Annotated in this window: 24 protein-coding genes; 12 read left to right on the top strand and 12 right to left on the bottom strand. The window is 72.5% G+C overall.

Going from position 1 to position 25,932, the window contains the following annotated elements:
* The first annotated feature begins 413 nt into the window (after positions 1-413).
* Positions 414-854, top strand: coding sequence for a nuclear transport factor 2 family protein (locus tag ACWCSU_RS46165; protein ID WP_449942684.1), 441 nt, complete (start codon positions 414-416; stop codon positions 852-854).
* A gap of 51 nt (positions 855-905) precedes the next feature.
* Here ACWCSU_RS46165 and ACWCSU_RS46160 read toward each other — a convergent pair whose 3' ends face one another.
* The gene (locus tag ACWCSU_RS46160; RefSeq protein WP_449942683.1) at positions 906-2,861 is read right to left on the bottom strand and encodes an endo-1,3-alpha-glucanase family glycosylhydrolase; all 1,956 of its coding nucleotides are present in this window, start codon (positions 2,859-2,861) and stop codon (positions 906-908) included.
* A gap of 313 nt (positions 2,862-3,174) precedes the next feature.
* Here ACWCSU_RS46160 and ACWCSU_RS46155 point away from each other — a divergent pair, with 313 nt between their 5' ends.
* The gene (locus ACWCSU_RS46155) at positions 3,175-3,594 is read left to right on the top strand and encodes an ATP-binding protein (RefSeq protein WP_357707918.1); all 420 of its coding nucleotides are present in this window, start codon (positions 3,175-3,177) and stop codon (positions 3,592-3,594) included.
* 5 nt (positions 3,595-3,599) lie between these two features.
* Here the strand turns inward: ACWCSU_RS46155 and ACWCSU_RS46150 are convergent, their stop codons facing one another.
* The gene (locus tag ACWCSU_RS46150; protein WP_449942682.1) at positions 3,600-4,772 is read right to left on the bottom strand and encodes a pyridoxal phosphate-dependent aminotransferase; all 1,173 of its coding nucleotides are present in this window, start codon (positions 4,770-4,772) and stop codon (positions 3,600-3,602) included.
* A gap of 107 nt (positions 4,773-4,879) precedes the next feature.
* Here ACWCSU_RS46150 and ACWCSU_RS46145 point away from each other — a divergent pair, with 107 nt between their 5' ends.
* Positions 4,880-5,650, top strand: a complete 771-nt coding sequence (locus ACWCSU_RS46145) for a GntR family transcriptional regulator (RefSeq protein WP_357707915.1) — start codon at positions 4,880-4,882, stop codon at positions 5,648-5,650.
* Positions 5,651-5,693: 43 nt separating this feature from the next.
* On the opposite strand, the gene ACWCSU_RS46140 is transcribed toward ACWCSU_RS46145, so the two are convergent.
* The 7 genes from ACWCSU_RS46140 to ACWCSU_RS46110 form a co-directional block, all read right to left on the bottom strand.
* On the bottom strand, positions 5,694-7,187 hold the full coding sequence (locus tag ACWCSU_RS46140) for a CoA-acylating methylmalonate-semialdehyde dehydrogenase (RefSeq protein WP_449942686.1): 1,494 nt from the start codon (positions 7,185-7,187) through the stop codon (positions 5,694-5,696).
* A gap of 75 nt (positions 7,188-7,262) precedes the next feature.
* Positions 7,263-8,054: an SDR family NAD(P)-dependent oxidoreductase gene (locus ACWCSU_RS46135; RefSeq protein ID WP_449942681.1), complete on the bottom strand. Its 792-nt coding sequence runs from the start codon at positions 8,052-8,054 to the stop codon at positions 7,263-7,265.
* Positions 8,051-9,235, bottom strand: a complete 1,185-nt coding sequence (locus tag ACWCSU_RS46130; protein WP_449942680.1) for a glycine C-acetyltransferase — start codon at positions 9,233-9,235, stop codon at positions 8,051-8,053. The genes ACWCSU_RS46135 and ACWCSU_RS46130 overlap by 4 nt, the downstream gene beginning before the upstream one ends.
* The gene (locus ACWCSU_RS46125) at positions 9,232-10,560 is read right to left on the bottom strand and encodes an MFS transporter (RefSeq protein ID WP_357707912.1); all 1,329 of its coding nucleotides are present in this window, start codon (positions 10,558-10,560) and stop codon (positions 9,232-9,234) included. Before ACWCSU_RS46125 ends, ACWCSU_RS46130 begins: the two co-directional genes overlap by 4 nt.
* A 39-nt stretch (positions 10,561-10,599) precedes the next feature.
* Positions 10,600-12,315: a hydantoinase B/oxoprolinase family protein gene (locus tag ACWCSU_RS46120; RefSeq protein ID WP_449942679.1), complete on the bottom strand. Its 1,716-nt coding sequence runs from the start codon at positions 12,313-12,315 to the stop codon at positions 10,600-10,602.
* Complete coding sequence (locus tag ACWCSU_RS46115) at positions 12,312-14,390, bottom strand: hydantoinase/oxoprolinase family protein (RefSeq protein WP_449942678.1); 2,079 nt, start codon at positions 14,388-14,390, stop codon at positions 12,312-12,314. Before ACWCSU_RS46115 ends, ACWCSU_RS46120 begins: the two co-directional genes overlap by 4 nt.
* Positions 14,391-14,489: 99 nt before the next feature.
* On the bottom strand, positions 14,490-14,708 hold the full coding sequence (locus ACWCSU_RS46110) for a hypothetical protein (RefSeq protein ID WP_449942677.1): 219 nt from the start codon (positions 14,706-14,708) through the stop codon (positions 14,490-14,492).
* A gap of 277 nt (positions 14,709-14,985) precedes the next feature.
* On the opposite strand from ACWCSU_RS46110, the gene ACWCSU_RS46105 reads away from it, so the two are divergent.
* Positions 14,986-15,759: a hypothetical protein gene (locus ACWCSU_RS46105; protein WP_449942676.1), complete on the top strand. Its 774-nt coding sequence runs from the start codon at positions 14,986-14,988 to the stop codon at positions 15,757-15,759.
* 100 nt (positions 15,760-15,859) lie between these two features.
* On the opposite strand, the gene ACWCSU_RS46100 is transcribed toward ACWCSU_RS46105, so the two are convergent.
* Entirely contained in the window at positions 15,860-16,855 is a 996-nt protein-coding gene (locus ACWCSU_RS46100; protein WP_449942685.1) for a helix-turn-helix transcriptional regulator, read from the bottom strand.
* Between the two features lie 184 nt (positions 16,856-17,039).
* On the opposite strand from ACWCSU_RS46100, the gene ACWCSU_RS46095 reads away from it, so the two are divergent.
* Complete coding sequence (locus ACWCSU_RS46095) at positions 17,040-17,498, top strand: VOC family protein (protein WP_449942675.1); 459 nt, start codon at positions 17,040-17,042, stop codon at positions 17,496-17,498.
* A gap of 84 nt (positions 17,499-17,582) precedes the next feature.
* Entirely contained in the window at positions 17,583-18,620 is a 1,038-nt protein-coding gene (locus tag ACWCSU_RS46090) for an aldo/keto reductase (protein ID WP_449942674.1), read from the top strand.
* A gap of 173 nt (positions 18,621-18,793) precedes the next feature.
* Here ACWCSU_RS46090 and ACWCSU_RS46085 read toward each other — a convergent pair whose 3' ends face one another.
* Positions 18,794-19,111, bottom strand: a complete 318-nt coding sequence (locus ACWCSU_RS46085) for a hypothetical protein (protein WP_357707899.1) — start codon at positions 19,109-19,111, stop codon at positions 18,794-18,796.
* Positions 19,112-19,403: 292 nt separating this feature from the next.
* On the opposite strand from ACWCSU_RS46085, the gene ACWCSU_RS46080 reads away from it, so the two are divergent.
* Genes ACWCSU_RS46080 through ACWCSU_RS46070 form a run of 3 tightly spaced genes read left to right on the top strand, consistent with a single transcriptional unit; the run spans position 19,404 to position 22,749 of the window.
* On the top strand, positions 19,404-20,579 hold the full coding sequence (locus ACWCSU_RS46080) for a sensor histidine kinase (RefSeq protein ID WP_449942673.1): 1,176 nt from the start codon (positions 19,404-19,406) through the stop codon (positions 20,577-20,579).
* Positions 20,576-21,280: a response regulator transcription factor gene (locus ACWCSU_RS46075; RefSeq protein WP_364103061.1), complete on the top strand. Its 705-nt coding sequence runs from the start codon at positions 20,576-20,578 to the stop codon at positions 21,278-21,280. Before ACWCSU_RS46080 ends, ACWCSU_RS46075 begins: the two co-directional genes overlap by 4 nt.
* A gap of 35 nt (positions 21,281-21,315) precedes the next feature.
* The gene (locus tag ACWCSU_RS46070; RefSeq protein WP_449942672.1) at positions 21,316-22,749 is read left to right on the top strand and encodes a serine hydrolase domain-containing protein; all 1,434 of its coding nucleotides are present in this window, start codon (positions 21,316-21,318) and stop codon (positions 22,747-22,749) included.
* 7 nt (positions 22,750-22,756) lie between these two features.
* On the opposite strand, the gene ACWCSU_RS46065 is transcribed toward ACWCSU_RS46070, so the two are convergent.
* Entirely contained in the window at positions 22,757-23,572 is an 816-nt protein-coding gene (locus ACWCSU_RS46065) for an alpha/beta fold hydrolase (RefSeq protein WP_449942671.1), read from the bottom strand.
* A gap of 192 nt (positions 23,573-23,764) precedes the next feature.
* On the opposite strand from ACWCSU_RS46065, the gene ACWCSU_RS46060 reads away from it, so the two are divergent.
* From ACWCSU_RS46060 to ACWCSU_RS46050, 3 genes are read left to right on the top strand one after another with little or no spacing between them, the layout of a single operon-like run.
* Positions 23,765-23,914 carry a hypothetical protein gene (locus ACWCSU_RS46060; protein WP_357707891.1) on the top strand — a complete coding sequence of 50 codons (150 nt, stop codon included), beginning with the start codon at positions 23,765-23,767 and terminating at the stop codon, positions 23,912-23,914.
* A gap of 50 nt (positions 23,915-23,964) precedes the next feature.
* Positions 23,965-24,924, top strand: a complete 960-nt coding sequence (locus ACWCSU_RS46055; RefSeq protein ID WP_449942670.1) for an MvdC/MvdD family ATP grasp protein — start codon at positions 23,965-23,967, stop codon at positions 24,922-24,924.
* Complete coding sequence (locus tag ACWCSU_RS46050) at positions 24,921-25,919, top strand: TIGR04500 family putative peptide maturation system protein (RefSeq protein WP_449942669.1); 999 nt, start codon at positions 24,921-24,923, stop codon at positions 25,917-25,919. Before ACWCSU_RS46055 ends, ACWCSU_RS46050 begins: the two co-directional genes overlap by 4 nt.
* Positions 25,920-25,932: the final 13 nt, after the last annotated feature.

Below are 25,932 nucleotides of genomic sequence, written 5' to 3'. Positions count from 1 at the left end.
TCGTTGCCCAGCAACCAGTCGAACGACTCGGTCTGGAGGGCGAGAAGGTCAGGAACTTCGAGGGGCTCCTGGATACGCGCGAAAGAGACGCGACGAGGACCAGCGGGTACGGCGGAGGCGGCGGGAACACTACGCGAGGCTGCCAACAGTTGTCCTTCCGGAGGGCACGGACGGGATCGAACTGCGCGCACGCCAAACGCCCGGATCGAAATCCGGGGCGTCGAAAGGCAGCGCGAGGAAGCAGCATAACCCAACTGAGAAACGAGTGTCCACACTTACTATGAGTGTCAACCTCGGTGCCGCCTTCAGCTTTTCACAGCAGGGTCAGCTCGTCAACTCCCCGAGCCGGATTCCCGCCTGAGACGTCCGATTGGCGCCAGCGACCCACGGTGGACGCGCGGGATGCTCGCCACATGAACATGACGAGGACGTCCGACGCGTGGTCGGTCATGGAGAGGTTCTACGCGGCCGAGGCGGCGTACGTGGCCGCGGGCGGTCACGGCAGGGCGGACTACGCACCCGTCGCCGCCCTGCTGGACCCGGAGGTCGTGCTGCACCAGGCTCCGGGGCTGCCGTTCACCGGGACCGGGGAGTGGCGCGGGCACGCGGGGATGGAGCGCTTCCTGGCCGTCTTCGGCGAGACGTGGGAGTCGATGGAGTTCCTGGAGCAGCAGCACTGGGGGGACGAGGACACGGTCGTCGTGCGCAACCGGGTGCGCTTCCGTGCCCGCGCCACCGGGCGGGAGGTCGACACCCTGATCGTGCAGCTGATCACCGTACGGGACGGGCGCATGCTGGAGTGCCGCCCCTTCTACTGGGACCCCCGGGCCGTCGCCGCCGCCTGCGGCGGCTGACGGACGAGCGGGGTGCGGGCCCGCGCGGTCGGCGCGGGCCCGGAGGCGCGGTCAGCGTTCGCTGGAGGCCGCGCGGTAGTGCAGGTCCTGCACGTACGGCGTCGCGGTGATCGGGTACGGCGAGACCACCTTGGCCGCCGTCGCCGAGCCCCTGGTGACGGTCGCCGACGCGGTCCCCGCCTTGAGCGGGAACGTCCTGGCCGACACACCGGCGGGCGCGTCGTAGCTCTGCGTCGTGCCGCCGACGGTCACCGACACCTTGCCCGGCGCCGTCAGCATGGTGAGCACCTCGACCGTGTCACGCGCGGCCGTGCTGCCGCCGCGCAGCTTCATCAGCTTGGTCTGCGCGAAGGACGGCTGGGCCGCCACCGGCTGGACCCGGTGGGTCAGGTACGCCGCATCGTTCGTGATCTTCGGGCAGCCGAGCTTGTGGCAGGTCAGGTAGTAGGCGTTGATGTCCAGGTACGTCCAGCCCGCGTTCCTGGACGGCGCGAACTGTGTGTTCTCCGAGTAGTCGTTCCAGGTCGTGAGCTGGACCCAGTCGGCCTTGCCGTCGATCGCGCCCTTCCACGTCGCCCGCAGGTTCTCGGTGTTGCCCGCCTCGTCGAAGACGCCCTGGTTGGGGCGTTCGTCCTGGACCGACACCGGCTGCATCCAGATCTTGCCCATGCCGTGCGCGCGGTCGATGTTGCCGCCCAGGGCGGCGTTGGCGGCGGGGTTGCGGTTGCCCCAGTTGGAGAAGCCGTAGCTGATCGAGGCGAACGCGTCCCGGTACTTGCCGAAGTCGAGGAAGCAGGGCACCAGGGCCACCTTGACGCCGTGCTCGGTCTCCATCGTCTTCATCCAGGCCGCCCACCAGGCGGGGGTACGCCCCTCGGCCTTGAACGGCGCCACCACCAGCCGGTCGTCGGCGAGCCGGTAGACCGACTTCGAGGCGGCCAGCTTGGCCATCGCCGTGGCGAACGCGGCGCTGTCCACCGAGGCCAGGCCGTTCGTGTCCGGCATCAGCACGATCTTGAACCCGGGGTCCACGGCCTCGGCCGCCTTGATCAGGTTCTGCACCCGCGTCCAGTGGGCGCTGGTGATCGACAGGATGTCGACGGTGAACCCGTCCAGGCCGGCCGCGACGGCCTGCTTGACCTCGGTCTTGAAGTCGGCCACCGCGTAGTCGCCGCTGATCGGGTCGCGTCCGAGCGGGCGGTCGCGCAGCAGTCCGCCGTAGGCGGCGTGCTTGCCGCTCTCGCCGTCCGGCTTGAGGTAGTTCCTGGCGTAGTAGTCACTCGCCGGGGCCTGGTTGTCCAGCGACACCGGATACGGGGTGAAGTAGTGCGCGAACACCTTCTTGGCCGAGCCGCGCAGGGCCGCCGTCCCCGGCAGGACGAACGGCAGCGGCCCGTCGGTCTGCCGGCCGCTTCCCTCGGTGTAGGTGACCGTGAGCTTGGGGCCGCGGTTCCCGGTCTCGCGCGAGGACATCAGCACGGTCGCGGTGGAGTCGGTGCCGGTGAGCGCGAAGGCGTACGTGCCGTCGCCCTTGACCGCGGCGGAGACGTCCAGCTTGGCCGTCGTCCCGGCGGTGAAGCCGGTGTGCGAGGCCACGGCCGCGGCGCCGCACTCGGGACGGGTGTTCCAGGTCGTGGCGGCCTCGGTCCAGGAGCCCGTGACGGGGCGGGCCGACACGGTGGTGTCCGTCGTCCTGGCGGAGACGACGTCCAGCGTGACCTTGACGTCCTCGGCGTCCTCCGGGATGCCGGTGACCTTGAAGCGGGCCAGGCCGACCCGCTGGCCCGCGGCGGCGCTGCCGCACGCGGCGCCGCAGACGCTCACCCAGGTCGCGGACGCGAAGCTCTTCGCCGGCTCGGCCTGGCTGATGAACACGTCCTCCGTGGCGGCGAACGTCACGGTGAGGGGTGCGACGGCGGACGCCTGCGCGGGCGCGGCGACGGCCGCGCCCGCCAGCGCGGCGAGCATCGCCACCGCGGCCGGCAGAGCCCGATATCGGTTGAGCATGGAACTCCCTTGGCTCTCGGTGCGCCTCCGCCGCAGCGGAGCCGCGTTGCATCGCCAACGATGGAGCACGCCCGGGCAACCGGACCGGCTTTTCGGATAAATCCCCCATTTGGAACGTTGCCAATTTTCGGGTCCCTCACCCCGGGATTAAGGCCGATGGCCGGTTCCGGGGCACTTCCCCGGCCGGGCATGGCGCGGAAGCCGTGACTCCGGCAGGATGGACCGGCCCTGTCTGTCTCCGCTCGGCCTGCGCGCACGACCGGGTCGGTGTCATCATGGGCACCCGGCGTGTGTTCTCGGGTAGGAGCGACCGATGTCCGAGCCTTCCCCCGATGCTGCGGCGAGCTGGCCGATCAGCCGCGACCTCGCGGAGTTGCGCGAGCTCGTCCGCCTTCACGCGCTCCAGGCCGGGCTCGCCTCCCAGTGCGGCGAAGACCTCGCGCTCGCCGTCAACGAGGCCGTCACCAACGTCCTCGACCACGCGGGCGGGGCCGGGTGGGTGCGCATCTGGACCGACGACGACTTCCTCACCGTCGACGTCGACGACCACGCGGGCCGCCTCCGGCCCGACGCCTGCCCCGACGTCCGTCCCCAGGTGGGGCCGGGCGGTTACGGCCTGTGGGTGATGCGCCGGCTCTGCGACGAGTTCGTCATCACCCAGACGCGCGCCTCCTCCCAGGTCCGCCTGCGCATGAAGCGCGCCCGCGTCACCGGCCGGGCTCCCACGCCCTGACCGCGTCAGGACTCCCGGCGGGCCCGTCCGAGGGCGTGGACCAGCTCGCCGAGCGTGCGCTCGTCCGCGCCGAACGTGATGCGGACGTGGGTGTCGGGGGCGTGCATGTCGGCGCCGCGCACCGTCGCGACGCCGTTGCGCAGGAGCACGCGGTCGATGGCCGCCGGGCTGTCGCCCAGGCGCGAGCAGTCGGCGAGCAGGAAGGCGCCGCCCGTGGGCCGTACGGGCCGGGGCAGGCCGCTGGCGGCGATGCCGTCGCAGACGAGGTCGCGCTTGGCCTGGTAGGTGGAGAGCGCCTCGTCGAGCCAGTCGCGCGGGCCGGTGAGGGCGGCCACCGCGGCCCGCTGCGGAACCACTCCGCAACAGACCGCCTCCCACTCGAAGCGGCGGTTGAGCGCGTCGACGATCCGCGGCGGCGCCAGGACGTAGCCGAGCCGCCAGCTCGCCAGCGCGTAGTACTTGCTGAGGCTGGTGACGGTCACCAGATGCGGCCAGCGGTCGGCGAACGCCTCCACCGGGTGGTACCGGCGGCCGTCGTAGGCGAAGTGCTGCCACGAGTCGTCGGAGACGACCAGGAGCCCGTGGCGCGCGGCCAGGTCGACCACGGCCGCCAGGGTCGCGGCGTCGGGGAGGTAGCCCGTCGGGTTGGTCGGGTTGCACAGCAGCACGGCCCGGCTGCGGCTGGTGACGGCGGCCGCCAGCCCGGCCAGGTCGAGCGCCCAGCCGTCGCTCTCCCGGGACGGGACGCGGACGGGGGTCGCGCCGGCCTCGCGGACCGCGCCGTCGAAGAAGTAGGTGGGGGTCGGCACGATCACCTCGTCGCCGGGGGCGAGCACCGTGCGCAGCACGAGGGAGAGCCCCTGCATCGCCCCGTGGGTGATCAGCAGGCGACGCTCGGGATCGACGCGCAGGCCGTGCTCGCGCTCCAGTTCGGCGGCGATCGCGGCGCGCAGTTCCGGCAGGCCGCGGGTGTCGCGCGGGTCGGGCCGGTCCATCGCGCCGGCGACCGCACGCCGTACGTGCTCGGGCATGGGGAGGATCGGGGCGCCTGCGAGCGGGAGCATCCGCACGCCGTCGCGGGCGCGCCGGTCCGCGCGGGCGCGCGTGCTCATCGCACCCAACGCCGGGAAGTCGCTCGTGGCGGGAAGGACCCAGGGATTCGAGCTGCGTCGCTGCATGGACAAAGCATGACATATTGAGATATCAGCAACAAGAATTAATATCTCTTCTCATGACATGTCGGACGAGCTGCTGTATCAACACTCCGAGTTGATATCCTGACGTGATGTCCGACATCCATGGCGTGGTCAGCGGAACGCCGCACATCCCCGCTCTGCTGCTGGTCGGCAGGGACGAGACCGGCCTCGACCGCACAGGCCAGGCCTATCGGGCGATCAGACGCCAGATCATCGACCTGACGCTCCCGCCCGGCAGCAGCTTCACCGAGACGTCGCTCGCCGAGCAGTGGCGCATCAGCAAGACCCCGGTGCGCGAGGCGCTCGCCCGGTTGAGGCGCGACGGGCTCGTGACCGCGCTCCCGCGCGCGGGCTACGTCGTCAGCCCGATCACCCTCCAGGACACCGACGCCCTGTGCGCCCTGCGCACGCTGCTGTCCGGCGAGGCGGCCGCCTCCGCGGCGCGGCTCGGCGTCACGGCGCCCGCGCTCGAACGGCTCGAAGCGCTGTCGCAGGTGCCCATGGCGCTCGCCGCGGGCGAGGTGGAGCAGGAGGAGTCGCTCCAGGCCGGCATCGAGTTCGAGGGCATCATCGCCAACTTCAGCGGCAACCCCCGTCTCGGCAAGTCGATCGTCGACGTGCTCGACGAGCTGGAACGGGTGCTGCGGATGGCCGCGTTGATCGATCCCGGCATCGCCAGCCCGCCCGGAGAGCTGGCGGCCGTCTTCGAGGGGCTGCGCGCGCGCGACGCGGACGCCGCCCGTGAGGCGATGCGCGCCCGGTGCGAGCGCGTGCGCCGGGACCTGCTCCAGGTTCTGGCGAAGAGCACGTCCGTGAGCAGGGCGCACATCGAGCTGCCCGCCGCGCGCCCACCGGCCTAGCCCGTACGGGCCCCCGGGCTGGTCGGGGGCCCGTATCGCCAGGTCAGACCGCCGTGGGGAAGGAGAGGTCGCCGCGGGTGCGCGGGCCGTCCTCCCTGTCCTCCGGCCAGCGGGTGGTGACGGCCTTGGCCCGCGTGTAGAACGCGACGCCCTCCGGGCCGTGCATGTGGTGGGCGCCGAACAGCGACTGCTTCCAGCCGCCGAACGAGTGGAACGCCATGGGCACCGGGATCGGCACGTTGACGCCGATCATCCCGACCTGCACGGATCGCTGGAACAGGCGGGCCGCGTGGCCGCCCGTGGTGAAGATCGCCGTGCCGTTGGCCAGGTTGCCGGTGTTGATCAGGTCGATCGCCTCCGCGAGCGAGCCGACGCGCACGACGACGAGCACGGGGCCGAAGATCTCGTCGCGGTAGACGTCCATGTCGGGTGTGACGTGGTCGAACAGCGTCGGGCCGACGAAGAAGCCGTCGCCGCCGATGTCGAGCGCGCGCCCGTCGAGCACGAGGTCGGCGCCCGCGGCGACGCCGGAGCCGATGTAGCCCCTGATCCGTTCGAGCGCCTCCGCCGACACGACCGGGCCCATCTCGGACCCGGCGTCCAGTCCCGGCCCCACCTTGATCGCCTGCGCCTTCTCGCGCAGCAGCTCGACGAGCGGCTCGGCCACGTCGCCCACCGCGACGGCGACCGAGACGGCCATGCAGCGCTGGCCCGCCGAGCCGTACGCGGCCGCGACCAGATGGTCGGCGGCGTGGTCGAGGTGGGCGTCCGGCAGCACGACGGCGTGGTTCTTGGCGCCGCCGAGCGCCTGCACGCGCTTGCCGCCGGCGGTCGCGCGCTCGTGGACGTACCGCGCGACCGGCGTCGAGCCGACGAACGACACCGCGGCGACGTCCGGGTGGTCGAGGATCGCGTCGACCGCCACCTTGTCGCCGTGGACGACGTTGAAGACCCCGTCGGGCAGACCGGCCTCGGCGTAGAGGTCGGCGACGAGGTTGGCGGTCGACGGGTCGCGCTCGGAGGGCTTGAGCACGAACGTGTTGCCGGTCGCGATCGCGATCGGATGCATCCACAGCGGGACCATCGCGGGGAAGTTGAACGGCGTGATCCCGGCGCAGACGCCGAGCGGCTGCCGGAAGGAGAAGAGGTCGACGTCGGTCGAGACCTGGTCGGAGTACTCCCCCTTGAGCAGCTGCGGGATCCCGCAGGCGAAGTCGATCACCTCCAGGCCGCGGACGAGCTCGCCCCTGGCGTCGTCGAGGACCTTGCCGTGCTCGGCCGAGACCAGCCGCGCGAGGTCGTCGAGGTGCTTCTCGACCAGGTTGCGGAAGGCGAACATCAGCCGCGACCGCCGCATGACGGAGGTGTCGGCCCAGCCCGGCAGGGCGGCCCGCGCCGCCCGCACCGCGGCGTCGACGTCGGCGGGCTCGGCCAGCAGCACGTCGGCCTGGCGCTCGCCGGTCGCGGGGTTCCACACCGGGGCGGTGCGGATCGACTCGCCGGCGGTCTCTCGGCCGCCGATCCGGTGCTGGATCATGCTGACTGTCCCTGTGCTCACAGAAAGTTCACCTTCTCGTGGAAGTGCGGGTTGCGGGTGGTCGGCGGCGCCGCGTCAGACGATCAGGTCGCCGCCGTTGATGTCGATGGCCGCCCCGGTGATGTACGCCGCGCGGTCCGAGGCGAGGAACGCGACGAGCTCGGCGACCTCCCAGGGCTGCCCGACGCGGGGCACCGGGAAGGACCGGGTGGCCTGTTCGAGCGCCCCTTCGGGCAGCAGGGCGCGTGCCATCGGGGTGTCGATGAGCCCGGGGCAGACGGCGTTCACGGTGATCCCGTCGCCGCCGTAGTCCTTCGCCAGGTGCCGGGTGAGCCCGAGGACGCCGTGCTTGGCCGTCGTGTAGTGCGCGCCGCCCGCGGTGCTCACGGTCTTGCCGGCGGTGGAGGAGAAGGTGACGATCCGGCCCCAGCCTCGGCCGCGCATCGCGGGCAGCGCCTGCCGGCAGCACAGGAACGTCCCGAGCACGTTGACCGCGAGCACCCGTTGCCATTCGGCCGGGGTGATGTCCTCGAACGCGGTCGGCGGCGCGACGCCCGCGGCGTTGACCAGGATGTCCAGCCGCGACCGCTCCGCCAGCAGCGCGGCGAACGCACGCCGGACCTGGTCGTCGTCCGTGACGTCCACGGCGGCCGACCGGACGCGGTCGGCCAGCACCTCCAGCGTCGACGCCAGCTCGCCGGGGGCGGGCGCGGCGAGGTCGAACACCGCGACGGTCGCGCCGCGGCGGGCCAGCGCGTGCGCCGCCGCGAGGCCCATGCCGCTCGCCCCGCCGGTCACGACCGCGACCCGGCCCGCCAGTTCGCGGCCGTCGGCGCTGGTCGGCGCCCGCAGCCCCGCGGCGCTCATGACCCCGCCAGGACGGCACGCGCGCGGCCGAACGCGGCGGCCGCCCGTTCGAGCTGGCCGGCCGTGTGCGAGGCCGACACCTGCACCCGGATGCGCTCCTCGCCCGCCGGGACGACCGGATGGGAGAGCGCGAAGACCAGGACGCCGTCGCGGCGCAGCGCCGCCGCCACGTCGGCGGCGAGCGTGCCGCCGCGCAGCATCACGGGGATGATGGCGTGCTCCCCCGGCGGCACCTCGTAGCCGAGATCGCGCAACGTCCCGCGCAGCCAGGCGGTGTTGGCGGCCAGGCGCGCCCGCAGGTCGGGACGCCTTCGTGCGACGCGGATCGCCGTCAGCGCGGCCACGGCCAGCGCGGGGGCCATGGCATTGGTGAAGATGTAGGGCCGCGAGAGCTGGCGCAACGTCTCGACCAGCGCGCGGTCGCCGGCGACGAAGCCTCCCGCCCCGCCGCCCAGCGCCTTGCCGAGCGTCCCCGTCAGCACGTCGACGCGGCCCCGCAGGCCGAAGTGCTCGGCGGTGCCGGCGCCGGTCGCGCCCAGGACGCCCGTGGCGTGCGAGTCGTCGACCACGAGCACCGCGTCATGGCGCTCGGCCAGCTCGGCGAGCCGGGGCAGCGCGGCGAGGTCGCCGTCCATGCTGAAGACGCCGTCGGTGACGATGAGCCGGTGGCGCGCGTCGGCGGACGCGGTGAGGAGGCGTTCGAGTTCGTCGAGGTCGGCGTGGGGGTAGACGTGCCGGCGGGCGCGGGTGAGGCGGATGCCGTCGATCAGGCTGGCGTGGTTGAGCGCGTCGCTGAGGACGACGTCCTGCGGGCCGACCAGGGCGTCGAAGAGGCCGAGGTTCGCGTCGAAGCACGAGTGGTGGAGCACGGCGTCCTCGGCTCCGACCAGCTCGGCGATGCGCGCCTCCAGCTCGCCGTGGACCGCCCGGGTGCCGCAGAGCACCCGTCCCGCCGCCACCCCGAGGCCCGTCTCGCGCAGCGCCCGCCGGGCCGCGTCGAGGACCTCCGGGTCGCCGGCGAGGCCGAGGTAGTCGTTGGAGGCGAGGTTCACCAGCCGCTCGCCGCCCACGTCGAGCGTCGGGCCCTGGGCGCCGGAGACCACGAGGTCGCGGCGCAGCCCGGTGGTCGCCCGGCGTTCGTCCAGCTCGGTCCGGAGGCGCTCCAGCAGCGCGGCGTTCACGACAGGCCCCCGTCCAGCCGCTCCATCCGGCGTCCCACGGTGAGCAGGACGGCCAGCCCGGCGGCCATGATGATCGCGATGGCCAGCAGCGCGTACGTGAAGCTGCCCGTCGCCGACGCGATGGACCCGGTGAAGTAGGGACCGACGAATCCGCTGACGTTGCTGACCGAGTTGATCAGCGCGATGCCGGAGGCGGCGGCCGCCTCGGTCAGGCCGATCGCCGGGATGCGCCAGAACTGCGGCATCGCGGTGATGATCCCGGCGACGCTCAGGCAGACGGCGAGCACGAACAGCGTGCCGCTGCTGGTGAAGGTCGCCAGGACCAGCCCCACCGCGCCGAGGGCCATCGGCACGGCCGTGGCCGTCACCGCCGTCAGGCGGGCGGCGACGCGGGCCCAGACGAGGAGGGCGAGCGCGGCCACCACGTAGGGGATCGCGGACAGCAGCACGCTGCTGACGTCGGCGGACTGACCGACGCTCCGCGTGATGGACTTGATCATCGTGGGCAGGAAGAACTGCAGCGGATAGAGCCCGAACGCGATCGCGAACCACGTCACGGCCATCGCCCAGACCCGGCCGCTGGTCAGCGCCTGGCGCAGCCCGGTGAGCGCTCCGTGGGCACGCTGTTCGGCGGCCTCGGCGGCCAGGATGTGGCCGATGGCGGCCTTCTCCTCGTCGTCGAGCCAGCGCGCGTCGGCCGGCCGGTCGGGCAGGAAGACGAAGATCAGGACGCTGACGACGACCGTCAGGACGCCCTCGACGAGGAACAGCGCCCGCCAGCCCGCGATGCCGAACACGCCCTGCCCCCACTCCAGCAGCGCGGCGGCCAGCGGAGAGCCGATGATCGAGGACAGCGGGATCATCAGGATGAACGTCGACAACGCCCAGGAACGCTGGCGGCGCGGGAACCAGAACGTCAGGTAGAGCAGGATCCCGGCGGCCAGACCCGCTTCGGCGAACCCGAGCAGGAGCCGCGCGACGAACAGCGCGGCCGGGGAGCTCACGGCCGAGGTCGCCGCCGTGACCAGACCCCACGTGATCATGATCCGGGCGATCCATTTCCGCGCGCCGAACCGGCTGAGCATCATGTTGCTCGGCACCTCGAACAGCACGTAGCCGATGAAGAACAGCCCGGCGGCGAGGCCGATCTGGCTGCTGTCGAGGCCCATGTCGCGGGACATGGGGGCGGCGATGTAGCCGACGTTGGCGCGGTCGATGTAGCTCGCCACGTAGGCGAGGCCGACCAGCGGCATGATCCGGATGCCCACCTTGCGCCAGGTGCGGGGTGGGACGGTGCTCTCAGGGGGTGCGACGTTCGTGCTCATGGGGGGTTCCAATCGATCCGGGGGGTGGGGAGGCGGCCTTCAGCGCGCGTGGCGTCGCAGGCCGGCTGTGGCGTCCGCGTCGATCACGCCGTCCGCGGAGATCACGACGCCGTAGTCGCGTTCGGCTCCCTCGCGGGTGACCTTGCCGTCGAGGACGTCTTCGAGGACCAGGTCCGGGAGGCGTTCGAAGGGGTGGCCGTGCCCGCCGCCGCCGGCGGTCACGTGCCGGTGGCGGGTTCCGGCGGTCATCACGAAGTGCGGCTTGGACTCCAGCAGGCGTTCCTCGGGCCCGCCGGGGTCGAGCACGTTCAGCGAGGGGGTGCCCTGCGCGCCGCCGGCCAGCCCGTACGGCAGGAACGTGCGCCGGTCGGACCTGATCTGCACCCTGGCCTCGGGCGCCAGGAGCGTCATGTCGCGGAAGGTCGCCAGGCCGCCGCGCCAGCGGCCCGCGCCGCCGCTGTCGGGCAGGTAGCCGTAGCCGTCGATGCGGAGGTGGCCGGAGCGTTCCAGCTCCTCGACCGGGGTGTTGGTCAGGTTCGCGCCCAGGGAGCTGATGCCGTCCACGCCGTCGCGGTCGGGACGGGCGCCCCACGCCCCGGCCAGGGGGTCCCACAGCACCATGGACTCCCCGTCCGGGCCGACGAGGCCGATCGCGATCCCGTCCGGCCCGCCTTCCCCGGCGGCCGGAACCCGGGCGGGGAACACCGGGGCGAGCGCCCCGAGCACCGCGTCGATGATCCGGAAGCCGACCAGCCCGCGGGCGCCGCGCGCGGACGGCCGCTGCCCGTCGAGGATGGAGGCCTGCGGGATGACGAAGGTGAACGGCCGGTAGAAGCCGCTGTTGGCCGGGATGTCGGAGGCGAGCACCCCCTGTAGGGCGGCGTAGGCGGCGGAACGGGTGAAGGAGGCCGTCGCGTTGAGCGCGGAGCCGACCTGCGGCGAGGAGCCGGTGAAGTCGAGCTCGATCCCGGCCCCGGACAGCGTGACCTTCACGCGGATCGGGATCGGCCCGGAGCCGAGGCCGTCGTCGTCGATGTGGTCGAGGAACTCGTAGGCGCCGGGGACGGCCTCGGCGAGCGCGGCGCGCAGCAGGGTCTCGGAGTAGTCGAGCAGCTCGTCGACGAGGGTGGCGAGCCGTTCGACGCCGTGCCGCGCCGCGAGGGCGCGCAGCCCTTCGGCCCCCGTGTGGCAGGCCGCGAGCTGGGATTCCAGGTCGCCGCGCAGCAGCTCGGGTTCGCGGACGTTGCGCAGGATCAGCCGCAGGAACGTCTCGTTCACGGTCCCGGCCTCGACCAGGCAGGACGGCGGGATCTGCACCCCTTCGGCGAAGATGCTCGTCGACTGCACGGCCATCGACCCGGCCGCCCAGCCGCCGACGTCGGTGTGGTTGACGACCGTGACCGCGAAGCCCAGGAGGGTGTCCCCGGTGAACACCGGGGCGACCGCGAAGATGTCGGGCAGGTGCATGCCGCCCAGGGACGGGTCGTTGAGCAGGTAGACGTCTCCCGGGCGGATCCGGTCGCCGAACTCGTCGAGGATCGCCTCCATCGCGTCCGGGATGGAGCCCAGGTGCACCGGCAGGGTGTTGGCCTGGGCGATCACCCGGCCGCGGGCGTCGCACAGAGCGGCGGAGAAGTCCATGCTGGACGCGACGAGCTGCGAGTGCGCGGTGCGCAGGATCGTGATCGCCATCTCGTCGGCGATCCCGGTGACGGCGTTGCGGAAGACCTCGAAGGTCACGGCGTCGCGGATCATGAGGCGCTCCAGGTGATGACGATGTTGTTGAGCCGGTCGCGGTGCACCAGCGCGCCCGGCGGGACGAGGGTGGTGGCGTCCATGTCCTCGATGACCATCGGTCCCTCGACCGGGTCGGGGCCGAGGTCGGACCGTCCCACGACGAGCGTCGTCACGGTCTCGGCGAACCGGCACTCGCGGGTGGTGGGCTCGTCTGCGGCGGCGAGCGGGAGGCTCAGCACGTCGGCGATGGACACCGGGGTGGGGAGCCGGCCGCGTACCCGGAGGTTGACCAGCTCCACCAGCTCGTCCGCGCCGGCCCGGCCGTAGGTGCGCCGGTGCTCGGCGTGGAAGCGGGCCCGCGTCTCGGCGAGCAGGTCCTCGGTGAACTCGCCGTCGGGCACCCGGATGCGCAGCTCGAACCGCTGGCCGCGGTAGCGCATGTCCAGGAGCCGGTCCACGACGGCGTCCGCGCCCAGCTCCGCGCGCACCTGGGCGGACAGCCGGGCGAACTCGTCGGCGAGCGCGCCCACGTCGGCGAACCCGGGCCGGTACGGGGTGAGCTCCTGGCGTTCGGTGTCGGCCACGAGCAGGCCCAGACTGCTGAACAGGCCCGGATGCACGGGCACGATCACGGTCGAGATGCCCAGCTCGCGGGCCAGGGCGGCGGCGTAGAGCGGGCCCGCGCCGCCGAAGGCGACCATGGTGGCCTCGCGCGGGTCACGGCCCCGTTCGCTGGTCACCGCCTTGACCGCGGTCGTCATGCTCGACACCGCCACCTGGTACGCGCCGCGCGCGGCGCCCGCCACGTCGTCGCCGAGCCGCTCGGCCACCGGCGACAGGGCCTTCACGGCGAGCTGCGGGTGGATCGCCACACGGCCGCCGGCGAGCGCGTCCGGGCTGAGGTAGCCGAGCGTCACGTTGGCGTCGGTCAGGGTCGGCAGCTCGCCGCCCTGGCCGTAGCAGGCGGGGCCGGGACGCGAGCCCGCGCTGACGGGCCCCACGTGGAGCGCGCCCGCCGCGTCGACGGAGATGATGCTGCCGCCCCCGGAGCCGACCTCGGCGATGTCGATCGACGGCGCCCGCACCGGGTACCCGGCGCCGGAGCTGAGGCCGCGGGCGACGTTCATGCCTCCGCCGACCTCGTAGTCGGCCGAGACGAACGGTTCGCCGTGCTCGATCAGGGACGCCTTCGCCGTGGTCCCTCCCATGTCGAACGCCACCACCGTGGACAGGCCGATCAGCTGGGCGAGCTTCTGCACGGCGGTGACGCCGGCCGCGGGGCCGGACTCGATGATCTGCACCGGCCGCCGCGCGACGGAGGCCGCGTCGAGCAGCCCGCCGCTGGACTGCATGACCAGCAGGGGCGCGCTCACCTGCTCGGCCTGCAACCCCGCCTCCAGGCGGGTGAGGTAGCCGTGCACGGTGGGGCCGACGTAGGCGTTGACCGTCGCGGTGCTCATGCGCTCGAACTCGTGCGGCTGCGGCGAGACGTCGACCGAGGCCGTGACGTACACGCCGGGCAGTTCGGCCCGCAGCAGGTCGGCGACCCGCCGCTCCTCGTCGGGACGGACGTAGGAGTTGAGCAGGCACACGGCCACCGCTTCGATCCCGTCCGCGCGCAGGCGTGCGGCCAGCGTGCGGACCTCGTCCTCGGCGGCGGGCGGGTCGAGGCGTGCGTCGGCGGTGATCCGCTGGCCGAGTTCGTACCGGTGCCGGCGTCGGGCCAGGGGCTGGGGCTTGGACCAGGACAGGTCGTAGAGCACCGGCCGGCGCAGCCGCCCGATCTCCAGCACGTCGCGGAAGCCGCGGGTGGTGACCACCGCCGTGCGGACGCCGCTCATCGACAGGATCGCGTTGGTGGCCACGGTCGTGCCGTGCAGCATCGCGACCACGTCCGCCGGGCGGGCCCCGGCCAGGGAGAGCACGCCGGTGGTCGCCGCCACCACGCCGGCGCCGTAGTCGGGCGGGGTGGAGAGGACCTTCATCGGTACGACCTCGCCGCCCGGGCCCAGCGCGATGACATCGGTGAAGGTGCCGCCGATGTCGGCGCCGACTCGCCAGCCGGCCGGTCGAGGATCGTGACTGGGGGGCACTGGATCTCCTTCGTTCAACGAGCGACTGGGATCACAGTACGAGCGAGCTAAGATATCAGCAATGGTCCGTTGTCATTTTTATCGAGTCAGGTGATATGACTACGCCTCGTGGACCCGCTCGGACGGCTCGCGCAGCCACAGCTCGTGCGGGTGCGCCTTGGCGGAGGCGGGGTCCATGAAGACGTACGCCGCCCGATCGATCGGGCGGTCCGGACCGAGCAGGCCACGGAAGGCGCGCGCCCGGCCGTGCGGGTAGTGCACGACGGCGAAGGACGCCTGCCGGAAGGGCGTGCCGGCGAGCGACCGCAGCATGTCCACGGGCCCCCGGCGAGATCCGTCCCGATCTGGACGCCTTCGAGCTCATACGCGGCGTGCGCAACCTGTGCATCGAGGCCGAGGCCGACCCCCGCTACGACGCCCGCCGCCTGGTCGGGCTGCTCGTCGCGGGCCCGCGCTCGTGAGCCCCCGACAAGCACATCGTCGCTGGAGATCTTCGGGGGCGACGCCGACCGGTTGATGACCGGAGTTCCACCATTGTGTGATGGTTTGATGACGACCGCACTGACCAGGAGTTTTCCGCTGGTTGGGTGAAGTCATGCACAACAACAGCAGCCTTCCTGCGCGACGCCGTCCGATCAAGAGAACCGCACTGGCCCTGACCGCGGTAAGCCTGAGCGCTACCCTCGCCGCCTGCGGCGACGGTGTCGGCGGCGGCAACAATGCCAGGACCACGGCGGCGACCTCCGGCACGTCCGAGTCGACCGGGAAGAGGGTTCTGTGGCTCGGCGACTCCATCGCCGGAGCCGAGGCCCCCGCGCTGGGCGCGGCGTTGAAGGCCGGCGGCGTGGCGTTCGAGAACGCCACCTCCAGCGGTGGCGGCAACGTCGTCGCCGGTGAGCACCCGGTGACGAAGATGGGCGCCAAGGACACGATCACCGACACCGGTCCGACGCCCGCCGGTCCCGCGGCCACCGCGCTGGAGGGCACGACCAGCCGGTCTGCCACCGTGCACGTGTACTTCTCCTCCGCGCTCGGACTGGAACGGGTGTCGCGCCTCCACCGGGGCACCGACACGCTGCACGCCGCGCTCGAAGCGCTGGCGCAGGGCCCGGACGCGGCCGAACGCGCGCGTGGCCTGGTGAGCTTCGTCCCACCGGGCGCTCCGCTCCCGCCCGTCCGCATCGGCCCGCGCGGGCCGGTGGACGTCCGGCTGTCCTTCGGCTGGGGCATCGACCGTACCGCCGAACGGCAACTGGTGTGCACGGTGGCCGACACGGTCAGCACGACGACGCGCGCCGCCCTGGGCTCCGTCCGGGTCAAGATCCATCGGGTCGACGGCTCGACCGGCACCCGCACCTGCACGCCATGACCGCATCTCGGAGATGTGCACGGTGACGCGCGGCCGCGCGTAGGTGAGCAGTCCGCGGGACGTCGGCGATTTCGGCGAGGTCTTTCGTAGGCGTGGCAACTCACGATGTCGGTGATGCGATGCCGTGGCCGGTTGCGGTTCTGCTGAATCGGCGGGCGAGGTGTTCGAAGGCGTCGGTGAGTTCGTCGGGGCCGATGACTTCGATGTCGGCGTCGAAGCGGGCGATGGCGGCGGCGAGGCTGGGCCAGGACCAGGATCCGAGGGTGAGCCGGCAGCGGTGGGGGCCGGTCTCCTCGACGATTCCCTCGCGGGTGTAGAGGGCCACGGTGGCGGCGGGCAGGTCGAGGATCACCGTGCCTTGGCAGGGCCAGTTGCCCGAGGCGTCGCCAGAGCCGCGGAACGTGCTGGTGACGAAGGTGGCGGCGTCTCCTCCGGGCAGTACGCGTGGAGTGAACCGGGGCCCGTTGGGGGTGCGCGGGGTGATCCGGTCGGCGCGGAAGGTGCGCCAGTCGTCGCGGTCGAGGTCCCAGGCGATGAGGTACCAGCGCCCGTCCCAGGTGATGACGTGGTGGGGTTCGACGCAGCGCGGGGGATTGTCCGTGACCTCGGCGCCGTAGTCGAAGCGCAGGATCTCGTGGGCGTGGACGGCGGCGCTGATGGTCAGGAGCACATCGCCGTCGACCGGGGTGGCCGGCCGGGTGACAGGTCGTTCAACGGCGGTGACGCGCAGCGCGTCGATGCGGTGCCGGAGTCGGGAGGGCATGATCTGCCGGATGGTGTTCAGTGCCCGTTCGGCGGGTTCGGCGAGGCCGTTGCCGGGGTTGGTGGCGACGATCTGCAAGGCGATGGTGAGGGCAACGGCCTGTTCGTCGTCGAACAGCAGCGGGGGTAGTTCGGTGCCGGCGCTGAGCCGGTAGCCGCCGTCAGGGCCTTTGACGGCTGCGATGGGGTAGCCGAGCTCGCGGAGCCGGTCGACATCGCGGCGCACGGTGCGCAGGCTGATGTCCAGGCGATCGGCCAGCACCGTGCCGGGCCAGTCCCGGCGGGTCTGCAGCAGCGACAGCAGAGCCAGCAGTCGGGCAGAAGTTTTCTGCATGAACCTCATTCTGCCCGGAGTAGGTGCCACATCCTGTCACCTACCGCTGCGAACCTTTGTATCGAGCCGGTCCGAGGACCAGCAGCACCGTGGGGACGCGCCGATGCGGCCGCCCGACGCTGACGAGACCTACCAGCCCATACCGGGCGTACCGCGCCCGGAAAATCAACAAGGAGTCACCAGCATGGCCATCGCCACCACCCACCTGAACTTCCGCGGCGACGCTCGCGCAGCGCTGGAGTTCTACCAGACCGTGTTCGGCGGCCACCTCACCACCATCGCGTACGGCGACTTCGGCATGCCGAAGGAACTGCCAGACGCCGACAAGATCGTCTTCGGCCAGGTCACGGCCGACAACGGCTTCAGCATCATGGCCTACGACGTGCCCAGCCAGGCACCGGCCGCCGCCGCGCCCGCCGCCACCACTCGCGAGCACGGCATGACGCTGACCGGCGAGCGGTTCTTCGTGTCCGTCCGCGGCGAAACCACCGAGGAAGTCGGGGCGCTGTGGGACAAGCTCACCGACGGCGCCGACATCATCGAGAAGTACGGCCCGTCGCAGTGGGCCCCGGGCTTCGGGATGCTGACCGACCGCTTCGGCGTCACCTGGATCCTCGACGTCGCCGCCCCGCACGCCGGCTGACCACCGACGCACTCATCCGGTCCGAGGCGGCCCGCCCTGGCCGCCTCGGACCACCCGGCCCGCCGCCTTTGGAAGGAACAGATCATGCGCACTCGCCCCCTGGGCCGTACCGGCATCAAGGTCAGTCCCTACTGCCTCGGCACCATGATGTTCGGCCCGTTCGGCAACCCCGACCCCGACGACTGCGTCGCCATCATCCACCGGGCCCTCGACGCCGGCATCAACTTCATCGACACCGCCGACGTCTACGGCGGTGACGGCGAAACCGAGCGGATCGTGGGCAAGGCGCTGCGCGGCCGACGCGACGACGTGGTGCTCGCCACCAAGGTCAACGGCCCCATGGGCACCGACCCCAACCATCGCGGCAGCTCCCGCCGCTGGATCGTCACCGCGGTCGAGAACTCGCTGCGGCGTCTCGGCGTCGACCACATCGACCTCTACCAGGTCCACCATCCCGAGCCCGGCACCGATATCGAGGAAACCCTCGCCGCCCTGACCGACCTGATGCAGGCGGGCAAGGTACGCGCGATCGGCCATTCCAGCCTGCCGGCCGCGGAGATCGTCGAGGCCCAATGGGTTTCCGAACGGCGCGGGCTGGCCCGCTTCCGCACCGAACAGCCGCCGTACTCGATCCTGAACCGCGGTATCGAGCGCGACGTCCTCCCGGTCTGCGAGCGTTACGGGCTGGGCACGCTGGTCTGGAGCCCGCTGGCCTCGGGTCTGCTCACCGGCCGCTACCGCAAGGGCGGCAACGAACAGGTCTCGAGCGCCCGCATGCACTGGGTGCCCAAGCACATGACCGACCAGCGCAACCACGATGCCGTCGAAGAACTCGTCCCGATCGCCGAGCAGGCCGGTCTGTCGCTCACCCATCTGGCCCTGGCCTTCGTCATCAGCCATCCCGCGGTCACCTCGGCGATCATCGGCCCCCGCACCATGGCGCAGCTCGGCGACCTGCTCGCCGGCGCCGGCACCACCCTCGACGACGACACCCTCGACCAGATCGACAAGGTGGTCCCGCCCGGGGTGAACCCGGGCACGCTCGACATCGCCTACGTACCACCCGCACTTGAGCAAGCCGACCTGCGCCGCCGCCGCACCGGCGACCGCGCCGCCGCCTGACGTACCTGTCCACGACCACTGGTAGGCCCAGTGCTCCCGAATCCACGGCGAGGGGCAAAGCAACTCGCCGGGTACCCCTTCACGCCTTCGCCTTCAGAAAACCTTCTTGGGCTCGGCCGATGACGACCAGCGAGCAGGCGTGCTCGCTGGTCGCCTACCGGCGGGAAGGGGGGTCAGCGGGGGCGGCTGAGGGCGGCCTCGGCCAGGTCCGTCCACTGCTCGGCCGAGGAGTGGGGCACGACGACCCAGTCCTTGACCACTCTGCCCTGTCCCGAGGGGTCGAACAGGCACGCGCCGGGCAGCTCAAGCGCGGACGCGTGCTCGGGGGTGTCCCTGACCAGCCGGAACACCATCGCGCCGTCACGCTGCAGGCTCGCGAACACCTTGCCCGCCTGGTCCTTGAGGGCGGGCCTGCCCATCATCCTGGAGATCAGCACGCCCAGGTCGGCCAGCTCGGCGCCGACCTGCTTGAAGTCCTCTTCCGCGCTCATCCTCAGTCGCCCCCCGACTCCATGGCGGCGTGGGTCGAGCGGCTCACGGCGGCCGGGGTTCCTCCCAGGGCACACGCTCGTCCCGGCCCCGCCTTCCGGCCCGAACGGCGATCAGGGTAGCAGGACCGCCCCGATCCGAAGAACTCCCCCAATCCGGCCACGAACCAGGGGTCCGTGGCCGAGGAGCCGCGGGGGTGCCGGAGTCGGTGGGGGTGGGTGTTGCTGGTTATTCTGTGGCACGTCGAGCCGGGTACGGCTCCCCGCCACGAGCCCCCACCGGAAGGCGACGACCGTGACAGCCTCCCCGCGCCGGCGCACGTGGCCGGCGACGACGGTGGCGGCGCACGCGGTCCTGGCCCTGCTGACGGTGCTCGTCCTGGCGGCTGTGCGGCACCTCGGGGCGGATCTGTGGCAGGTCGCCGCCGCGGCGGGCGCGGTCGTCCTGCTCCACGCGGGAGCGGCGGTGGTCCGTCGGCGGCCGTGGCCGGGGTACACGATCGGCGCGCTGGCGATGCTCGTCCTGGTGCTGACGCCCGCCCTGAGCTGGTCGCCGAGCCTGCTGCCCTCGGCCGTCTGCTTCCCCTTCGCGTTGTGGCGGCTGACCGGCCTGGTCCCGGTCAGGTCGTCGGTGGTCGCGCTGGCCGTCGCCGTGCTCGGGATCGTCCTCACGGAGGTGGTGGCGTGGGCCCGGCTGCCGCCTGACACCCCTGTGTGGCCCCGCCTGGTCGAGGGCGGGCTGCTGATGCTCGTGGTCGGCGGGGTGTGGCTCGCCGCCCTGCTGGTACGTCGCAGGCACGAGGCCGACCGGCGAGCCGAGGGCGAACGGCTGGCCGCGGCGGTCGCGACCGAACGGGCCGGCATCCGCCGCGACCTGCACGACGTGATCGCCCACACGGTCACCGTCATGGTGGCCCGGATCGAGGCAGCGGCGGTGACGACGGCGGATCCGGCGACCCGCCGCGAACTCGGCGACATCGCCGAGGCCGGCCGGGACGCCCACCAAGGTCTGCGCGCGATGTTGGCCACCCTGGGCCCGGCCACCGCGGCGCCGCGCGCCGCCTCCCGGCCCGCGGCGGTCCCGATCTCGCTCGACGCCCTCCCCGGCCTCGTGGCGTCGGCGGCGAGCCCGCTCCACGCGGTGACGTACGCCGAGGTGGGCGAGCGGCGGCCGCTGAGCCTGAGCGCCGAGGTCGCGGTGGTCCGGACCGTGCAGGAGGGCGTCACCAACGCGCTGCGCCACCTCGAACCACCGGTCGAGGTGGCCGCCCGCCTGTGCTGGAGCCCGTCCGAGGTGGTCGTGGAGGTGCGCGACGACGGCGGCAAGGCGCCGCGCGACGCCGGCAGCACGGGAACCGGCCTGATGGGGATCGAGGAACGGGTGCGTACGGCGGGCGGCACCCTGTCGATCGACGACGGGGACGACGGATGGGTGCTGCGGGCGCGGCTCCCCACGAAGGAGGGCGCATGACCGGCATCCACGTCATGCTCGTCGACGATCAGGAGCTGCTGCGGGCCTCGCTCCGCACGGTGTTGTCGGCCGACGAGCGCATCGAGGTCACCCACGACGTCGGCGACGGCGGCGACGCCGTCGAGGTCGTCCGGCGGCACCGCCTCGACGTGGTGCTGATGGACATCCGCATGCCGCGCATGGACGGGGTCGCCGCCACGGCGGAGATCGTCCGGATCGCGCCGGCGACCCGGGTGCTCATGCTGACGACGTTCGACGACGACGAACTGGTCGTGGCCGCCATCCGGGCGGGTGCGAGCGGCTACCTGACCAAGGACGTCCGGCCCGCCGCGCTGGCCCAGGCCGTGTGCGACGTCGCCGCCGGCACGTCGGCGCTGGCTCCGGGCGTGGCCGCGACGATCCTCGATCTCGTCCGGCAGGTGCCGACGCGGCGGACGGCGGCCCTGGACGGCCTCACCCCGCGCGAGGTCGAGGTCTTCGGCCTGCTCGCCCGCGGCAGGTCCAACGCCGAGATCCGCGCGGAGCTGGTGCTGAGCGAGAACACGGTGAAGTCGCACGTCCGGGCCATCCTGCAGAAGCTGGGCCTGCGCGACCGCGTGCACGTGGTGATCCACGCCTACGAGAACGGGCTCGTGGCGCGCGACGACCTGGCCGGCCGGATTCCATCCCATCGAGTGGCGCCGCCTCACCCGTTGGTGTGATGTCGCCCGAGGACGCCCGGCCTAGGTTCGACGTCGTGCTTTTTTCACGTCTGCCGCGCCTGTCCCGGGTGGCCTCCCTCCTCGTTCTCACCGCCGTCCTGCTCGGCTGGACGGCACCGGCGCACGCCGCCGGCGATCGGCTCGTCGACGACTACCGTTCCGTCTACGGCACGCCGGGCGTCGCGGCGGCTGTGATCGACGGGTCGTCGGTCGAGACGATCGTCCGCGGCCGGGACGGGGACGGCGAGGCGGTGACGTCGCGGACCCGGTTCCGGATCGCGTCGATGAGCAAGTCGATGACGGCGGCGGCGGTCATGCTGCTGGTCGACCGTGGCCGCCTCTCCCTGGACGACCCGGTCGTCAAGGTCCTGCCCGACTTCAGGATGGCCGACCCGCGCTTCACCCGGATCACCGTGCGCCAGGTCCTCAGCCACACCTCGGGCCTGTCGAACAGCACCGACAGCGAGTACGTGTTCCCGCCCGCGCGCGACGCGCGGGAGATCGTGGCCGGGCTGGCCGGCAAGACCCTGGCCGCCGATCCGGGCACCCGCTGGGAGTACCACAACACCAACTACTCGATCGCGGCGAGGATCGTCGAACTGCTGTCGGGGACGTCCTTCGACGCCTTCCTCCGCGCCGAGCTGTTCACGCCGCTGGGCATGACCGCCACCAGCTCGACGCCGGGCTGTTCCGATCGCGCCGAGGGCCTGCCGTCCGGGTACGAGGTCGTTCTCGGGGTCGCCGTCGCGGCGCCGGAGATGCCGGGGATGTGCTTCGGCAACGGCGGGGTGGTCTCGACGCTGGACGACATGGTGCGGTGGCTGCGGTTCAACCAGGGGACTTTCGGGGCGGGCCTGCTGAGTGCCGGCTCGCTGGCCGAGCTGCACACCGGCCAGGCGAAGGCCGGCGGTTACGCCCTGGGCTGGCGGTCCCGTCCCGTCACGGCGGGCGGTCCGCCGTCGCTGGTCGGCCACGGCGGGACGCTGGCGACGTGGACCGGGGACATGGTCTTCTCGCCCGGGGCCGGCGTGGCCGCGCTCGTCCTGACCAACAGCGGCGGCGACCCCGGCCTGCTCTCGGCCAACCTGCTCGCCGAGCGGCTCGGGGCGGCGGCGACGCCGATGAGCAACCCGCTCACCGTCGTGAACGCGGTCCTGCTCGGGCTCACTGTGGGGATGACCGCGCTGCTGGTCACCGCGGCCGTCCGGGCGCGCCGCTGGGCCGGGCGACGCCGTGCGGCGCGCCGGCCGCGGCTGGTTCCGCGGCTGCTGCCCCTCGCCGTGGTGACGGTGCTGGGCGCGCTGTTGCCGGCGCTGGTCTGGGGGCCGTTCGACGTCCAGTACTGGATCGTCACCGTCTGGCTGCTGCCGCTGCTGGCGATCTTCTCCCTCGTCTGCTGCGTGCTCGGGGCGGTCGCGTTCGGCCGTCGCCTGCGGTGCTGGCGCCGCATGGCGAAGGAGTCTGCCTGAACGCGTCTCACAGGCCGTCCAGGAACGCGCGGACGACCTCGGCGAACCCCACGGGATCGTCGTCGTGCACCCAGTGACCGCAACCCGCGAACTCGCGCAGCACGGTGCCGGGCCGACGCGCGGCCATCCGCCTGGCCAGGGCCGTGGGCAGGACGAAGCTGTCCAGCCCGTGGACGAGCAGCGCCGGGCAGTCAGAGCCGAGCCAGTCGGCCCACCAGTCGCCCACCAGCGCCCGCTGCGAGGCCATCATGTCGTCGTGGTCGAACAGCAGCTCCCATCCGTCGCCGCGCTCGACGGCGCTGTCCAGGAAGTAGCCGGCGTCGGGGATGCCGCGCGCCTCGATGGCGCGGCGCAGCTCGTCCAGGGTGGCGGCGCGGCGGGGCCACCCGCTCACGTCCAGCACCGGATGCGGCACCTCCGGCGGACGGTTGTCCGCCCCGCCCTCCTCCACGACCAGCGCCCGGACCAGCTCCGGGTGCCGGGCGGCCAGCCGGAACGCGACCACGCCGCCCATGGAGTGGCCCAGCACGACCACCGGCCCCAGGCCGAGACCGCGCAGGAACGCGGCGGCGTCGGCCACGTACGCGTCCGGCTCGAAATCGCCGTCGCCGCGGGCGGAGTGCCCGTGCCCGCGCTGCTCCAGGGCGATCACGCGGTAGCGCGGGGCCAGCGCGCCGGCCAGGGACGCGAACATGCGCGCCCGCCCGAAATGCCCGTGCAGCGCCAGCACCACCCCGTCCCCCGAGGGCCGCCCCTCGCCCGCGTCCAGCCAGGCCAGACGCAGCCCGCGGACGGTCGCGTACCTCTGCGTCGTGAACGCCATCGACCCGCTCCTCCCCCGGACGGGCTCCTCCCGCCCAAAGATGATCATGGCAGACCGCGGACAGCGCTCCGCCCGCAGGATGACGGCTGATCATCCATCCGGCGGACGACGCCCCGGACGCCGCCTCCCTACCGTGTTCCACGCGATGGGGCGCATTCGGCTCCCCATGCAGACAAAAGGGCGGGAATGATCATGGGGAAGACGCGTACCAGCATCGACGACATCGCCGCGTACGGCGCTGAGCTCGACGAGGGCCAGCTGCTCCAGGTGAGCGGCGGCGCCAAGAGCCAGGTCATCGTGATCCACGGCGGCCACTCGCACACCTCCGGCGACAGCAACTAGTGCGCCGCGGGGGCGCGGCCCGGGTCGCGCCCCCGACCGGAACCACGCTGATGATCCTCGTACTGACCTGCGACGCAGACGAGCACGCCGAGCGCGTCGTGGGCACGCTCGCCGGGGCGGACGTCGCCGTCTTCGACCCCGCGCGCTTCCCCGCCGACGCCACCTTGCAGATCGGCCATCCGGGAGACGGCTCGACCGTCCGCACCCTCGTCCAGGACGGACGACGTCTCGTCCTCGACGAGCTGACCGCGATCTGGTACCGCCGCCCGGGCGACCCGGTGGCCCATCCTCGGACCGTCGCCCGCGACCACGTCGAGGAGGAGTGCCGCGTCCTGGCCGAGAGCCTGTGGGACGGCCTGGGGTGCCTCAAGGTCCCGGCCTCCAGGCCGGTCATCGACCGTGCGGGGCGCAAGCCGTACCAGCTGGAGGTGGCCAGGCGGCTGGGCTTCGACCTGCCCGCGACGTTGATCACCAACGATCCCGACTGCTTCCTCGACTTCTACGACCGGCACGAGGGCCGGGTGATCACCAAGCCCGTGCACGGCAATCAGCCGGAGGCGGGCGGTGAGCGGTTCGGGCGCTTCGCGGCGCCCGTGACCCCGGCCGACCTCGGTCACGCCGACGCCCTGCGCCTATGCCCGGTCATCGTCCAGGCGTACGTTCCCAAGCGGGTCGAGGTGCGGGTGACGGTGGTGGGCGGCGAGCTCTTCGCCGCGGAGATCCACTCCCAGGTCAGCAACCACACCCGCTACGACTGGCGGCACTACGACCCGGGGGCCACCCCCGTCCTGCCGCACGACCTGCCCGGCGACGTCGCCGGACGCTGCCTGGAGCTGGTCGAGCGGCTCGGGCTGACGTACGGCGCGATCGACCTGATCCTCACGCCGGACGGCCGCCACGTCTTCCTGGAGATCAACCCGAACGGCCAGTTCCTGTGGATCGAGGACGCGACCGGGCTGCCGATCAGCACGGCGATCGGCGAACTGCTCAAGAACGGAGTGCGGCGATGACGTACGGGCCGATGCTCGCCGACGCGGTGGGCCTGCTCAGCTCGGGCGCGCCCGAGGGCGGCCTGGAGGGGTTCCGCGCGGCGTACCCGCACACCCGGACGCGACTGGTCGCCCAGCGCGAGGAGTTCGACGGGTCACTGCACCACGCCCTGCTCATCAAGGATGGCGACGGCGCCACGATCTCGCTGTCCTGGTGCGCCGACCGGGCCCTGCCGTGGCCGTTGCGCGGCGTGCACCGCGCGGGCGAGCACCTGCTGCTCCGGGTCAACGGCATCGAGACCCCCGTGGCCAGGGCGATCGCCTGCCTGGACTTCATCTGGGACGAGTCCGCGCTGGCCGACCGGCTCATCGCCGACAGCCTCGTACGCGAGGAGCTGGCGGAGGCGCGGGAACCGCTGAGCGACGCCGCGCTGCAGCAGGCGATGGACGCCTTCCGCCGCGCACGCGGCCTGCTGACCGGGGCGGCGACCCGGGCCTGGATGGACCGCAACCGCATCTCCCACCGGGAGCTGGAGGAGCTGGTCGCGGTCGAGGCCGCCGTCGCCGCGCTGCGCTCGCGGGTGGCCGCGGGACGGGTGGAGGACTGGTTCGCCGAACACGGCGGGGAGTTCGACGTCGTCCGGGTCGCGCGCGTGGTGTTCGCCGACGTACCGGCCGTGCCCGACGCGACCGCGTTCCTCCAGATGGTCGAGCGGGCCTTCGCCGACGGCAGCGCCCGGCCGGGCGAGGTGTTCGCCACCCTCCGCCGGGGCGACCTCGACGCGGAGACGGCCGAGCGGATCTTCGGGGCGCCTCCCGGGACGGTCGCCGGGCCGTTCCCCGTGGAGGGCGGGCACCTGCTGGTCAAGGTCCTGGCGGTGGAGCCGGCCGTGCTCGACGGGACGGTCCGCGACCTCGTCGAGCGCCGGATCTTCGGCGAATGGATCGAGGAGCGCAGGCACGCGGCCAAGATCGAGTGGTTCTGGGGGGTCGCGGAACGGACGTCGGGCAGGTGACGCCGCTTCCATG

It is taken from the genome of Nonomuraea sp. NPDC001699 (genome assembly GCF_053596455.1).
Note: the sequence above shows the minus strand (reverse complement) of the source record. Positions and strands in the feature narration are given on the sequence as shown.

Coding starts and splice junctions, on each gene's coding strand:
- ACWCSU_RS46165 (WP_449942684.1), top strand. CDS start 414: ATGAACATGACGAGGACGTCCGACGCGTGGTCGGTCATGGAGAGGTTC.
- ACWCSU_RS46160 (WP_449942683.1), bottom strand. CDS start 2,861: ATGCTCAACCGATATCGGGCTCTGCCGGCCGCGGTGGCGATGCTCGCC.
- ACWCSU_RS46155 (WP_357707918.1), top strand. CDS start 3,175: ATGTCCGAGCCTTCCCCCGATGCTGCGGCGAGCTGGCCGATCAGCCGC.
- ACWCSU_RS46150 (WP_449942682.1), bottom strand. CDS start 4,772: ATGCAGCGACGCAGCTCGAATCCCTGGGTCCTTCCCGCCACGAGCGAC.
- ACWCSU_RS46145 (WP_357707915.1), top strand. CDS start 4,880: ATGTCCGACATCCATGGCGTGGTCAGCGGAACGCCGCACATCCCCGCT.
- ACWCSU_RS46140 (WP_449942686.1), bottom strand. CDS start 7,187: ATGATCCAGCACCGGATCGGCGGCCGAGAGACCGCCGGCGAGTCGATC.
- ACWCSU_RS46135 (WP_449942681.1), bottom strand. CDS start 8,054: ATGAGCGCCGCGGGGCTGCGGGCGCCGACCAGCGCCGACGGCCGCGAA.
- ACWCSU_RS46125 (WP_357707912.1), bottom strand. CDS start 10,560: ATGAGCACGAACGTCGCACCCCCTGAGAGCACCGTCCCACCCCGCACC.
- ACWCSU_RS46120 (WP_449942679.1), bottom strand. CDS start 12,315: ATGATCCGCGACGCCGTGACCTTCGAGGTCTTCCGCAACGCCGTCACC.
- ACWCSU_RS46105 (WP_449942676.1), top strand. CDS start 14,986: ATGCACAACAACAGCAGCCTTCCTGCGCGACGCCGTCCGATCAAGAGA.
- ACWCSU_RS46100 (WP_449942685.1), bottom strand. CDS start 16,855: ATGCAGAAAACTTCTGCCCGACTGCTGGCTCTGCTGTCGCTGCTGCAG.
- ACWCSU_RS46095 (WP_449942675.1), top strand. CDS start 17,040: ATGGCCATCGCCACCACCCACCTGAACTTCCGCGGCGACGCTCGCGCA.
- ACWCSU_RS46090 (WP_449942674.1), top strand. CDS start 17,583: ATGCGCACTCGCCCCCTGGGCCGTACCGGCATCAAGGTCAGTCCCTAC.
- ACWCSU_RS46085 (WP_357707899.1), bottom strand. CDS start 19,111: ATGAGCGCGGAAGAGGACTTCAAGCAGGTCGGCGCCGAGCTGGCCGAC.
- ACWCSU_RS46075 (WP_364103061.1), top strand. CDS start 20,576: ATGACCGGCATCCACGTCATGCTCGTCGACGATCAGGAGCTGCTGCGG.
- ACWCSU_RS46065 (WP_449942671.1), bottom strand. CDS start 23,572: ATGGCGTTCACGACGCAGAGGTACGCGACCGTCCGCGGGCTGCGTCTG.
- ACWCSU_RS46060 (WP_357707891.1), top strand. CDS start 23,765: ATGGGGAAGACGCGTACCAGCATCGACGACATCGCCGCGTACGGCGCT.
- ACWCSU_RS46055 (WP_449942670.1), top strand. CDS start 23,965: ATGATCCTCGTACTGACCTGCGACGCAGACGAGCACGCCGAGCGCGTC.
- ACWCSU_RS46050 (WP_449942669.1), top strand. CDS start 24,921: ATGACGTACGGGCCGATGCTCGCCGACGCGGTGGGCCTGCTCAGCTCG.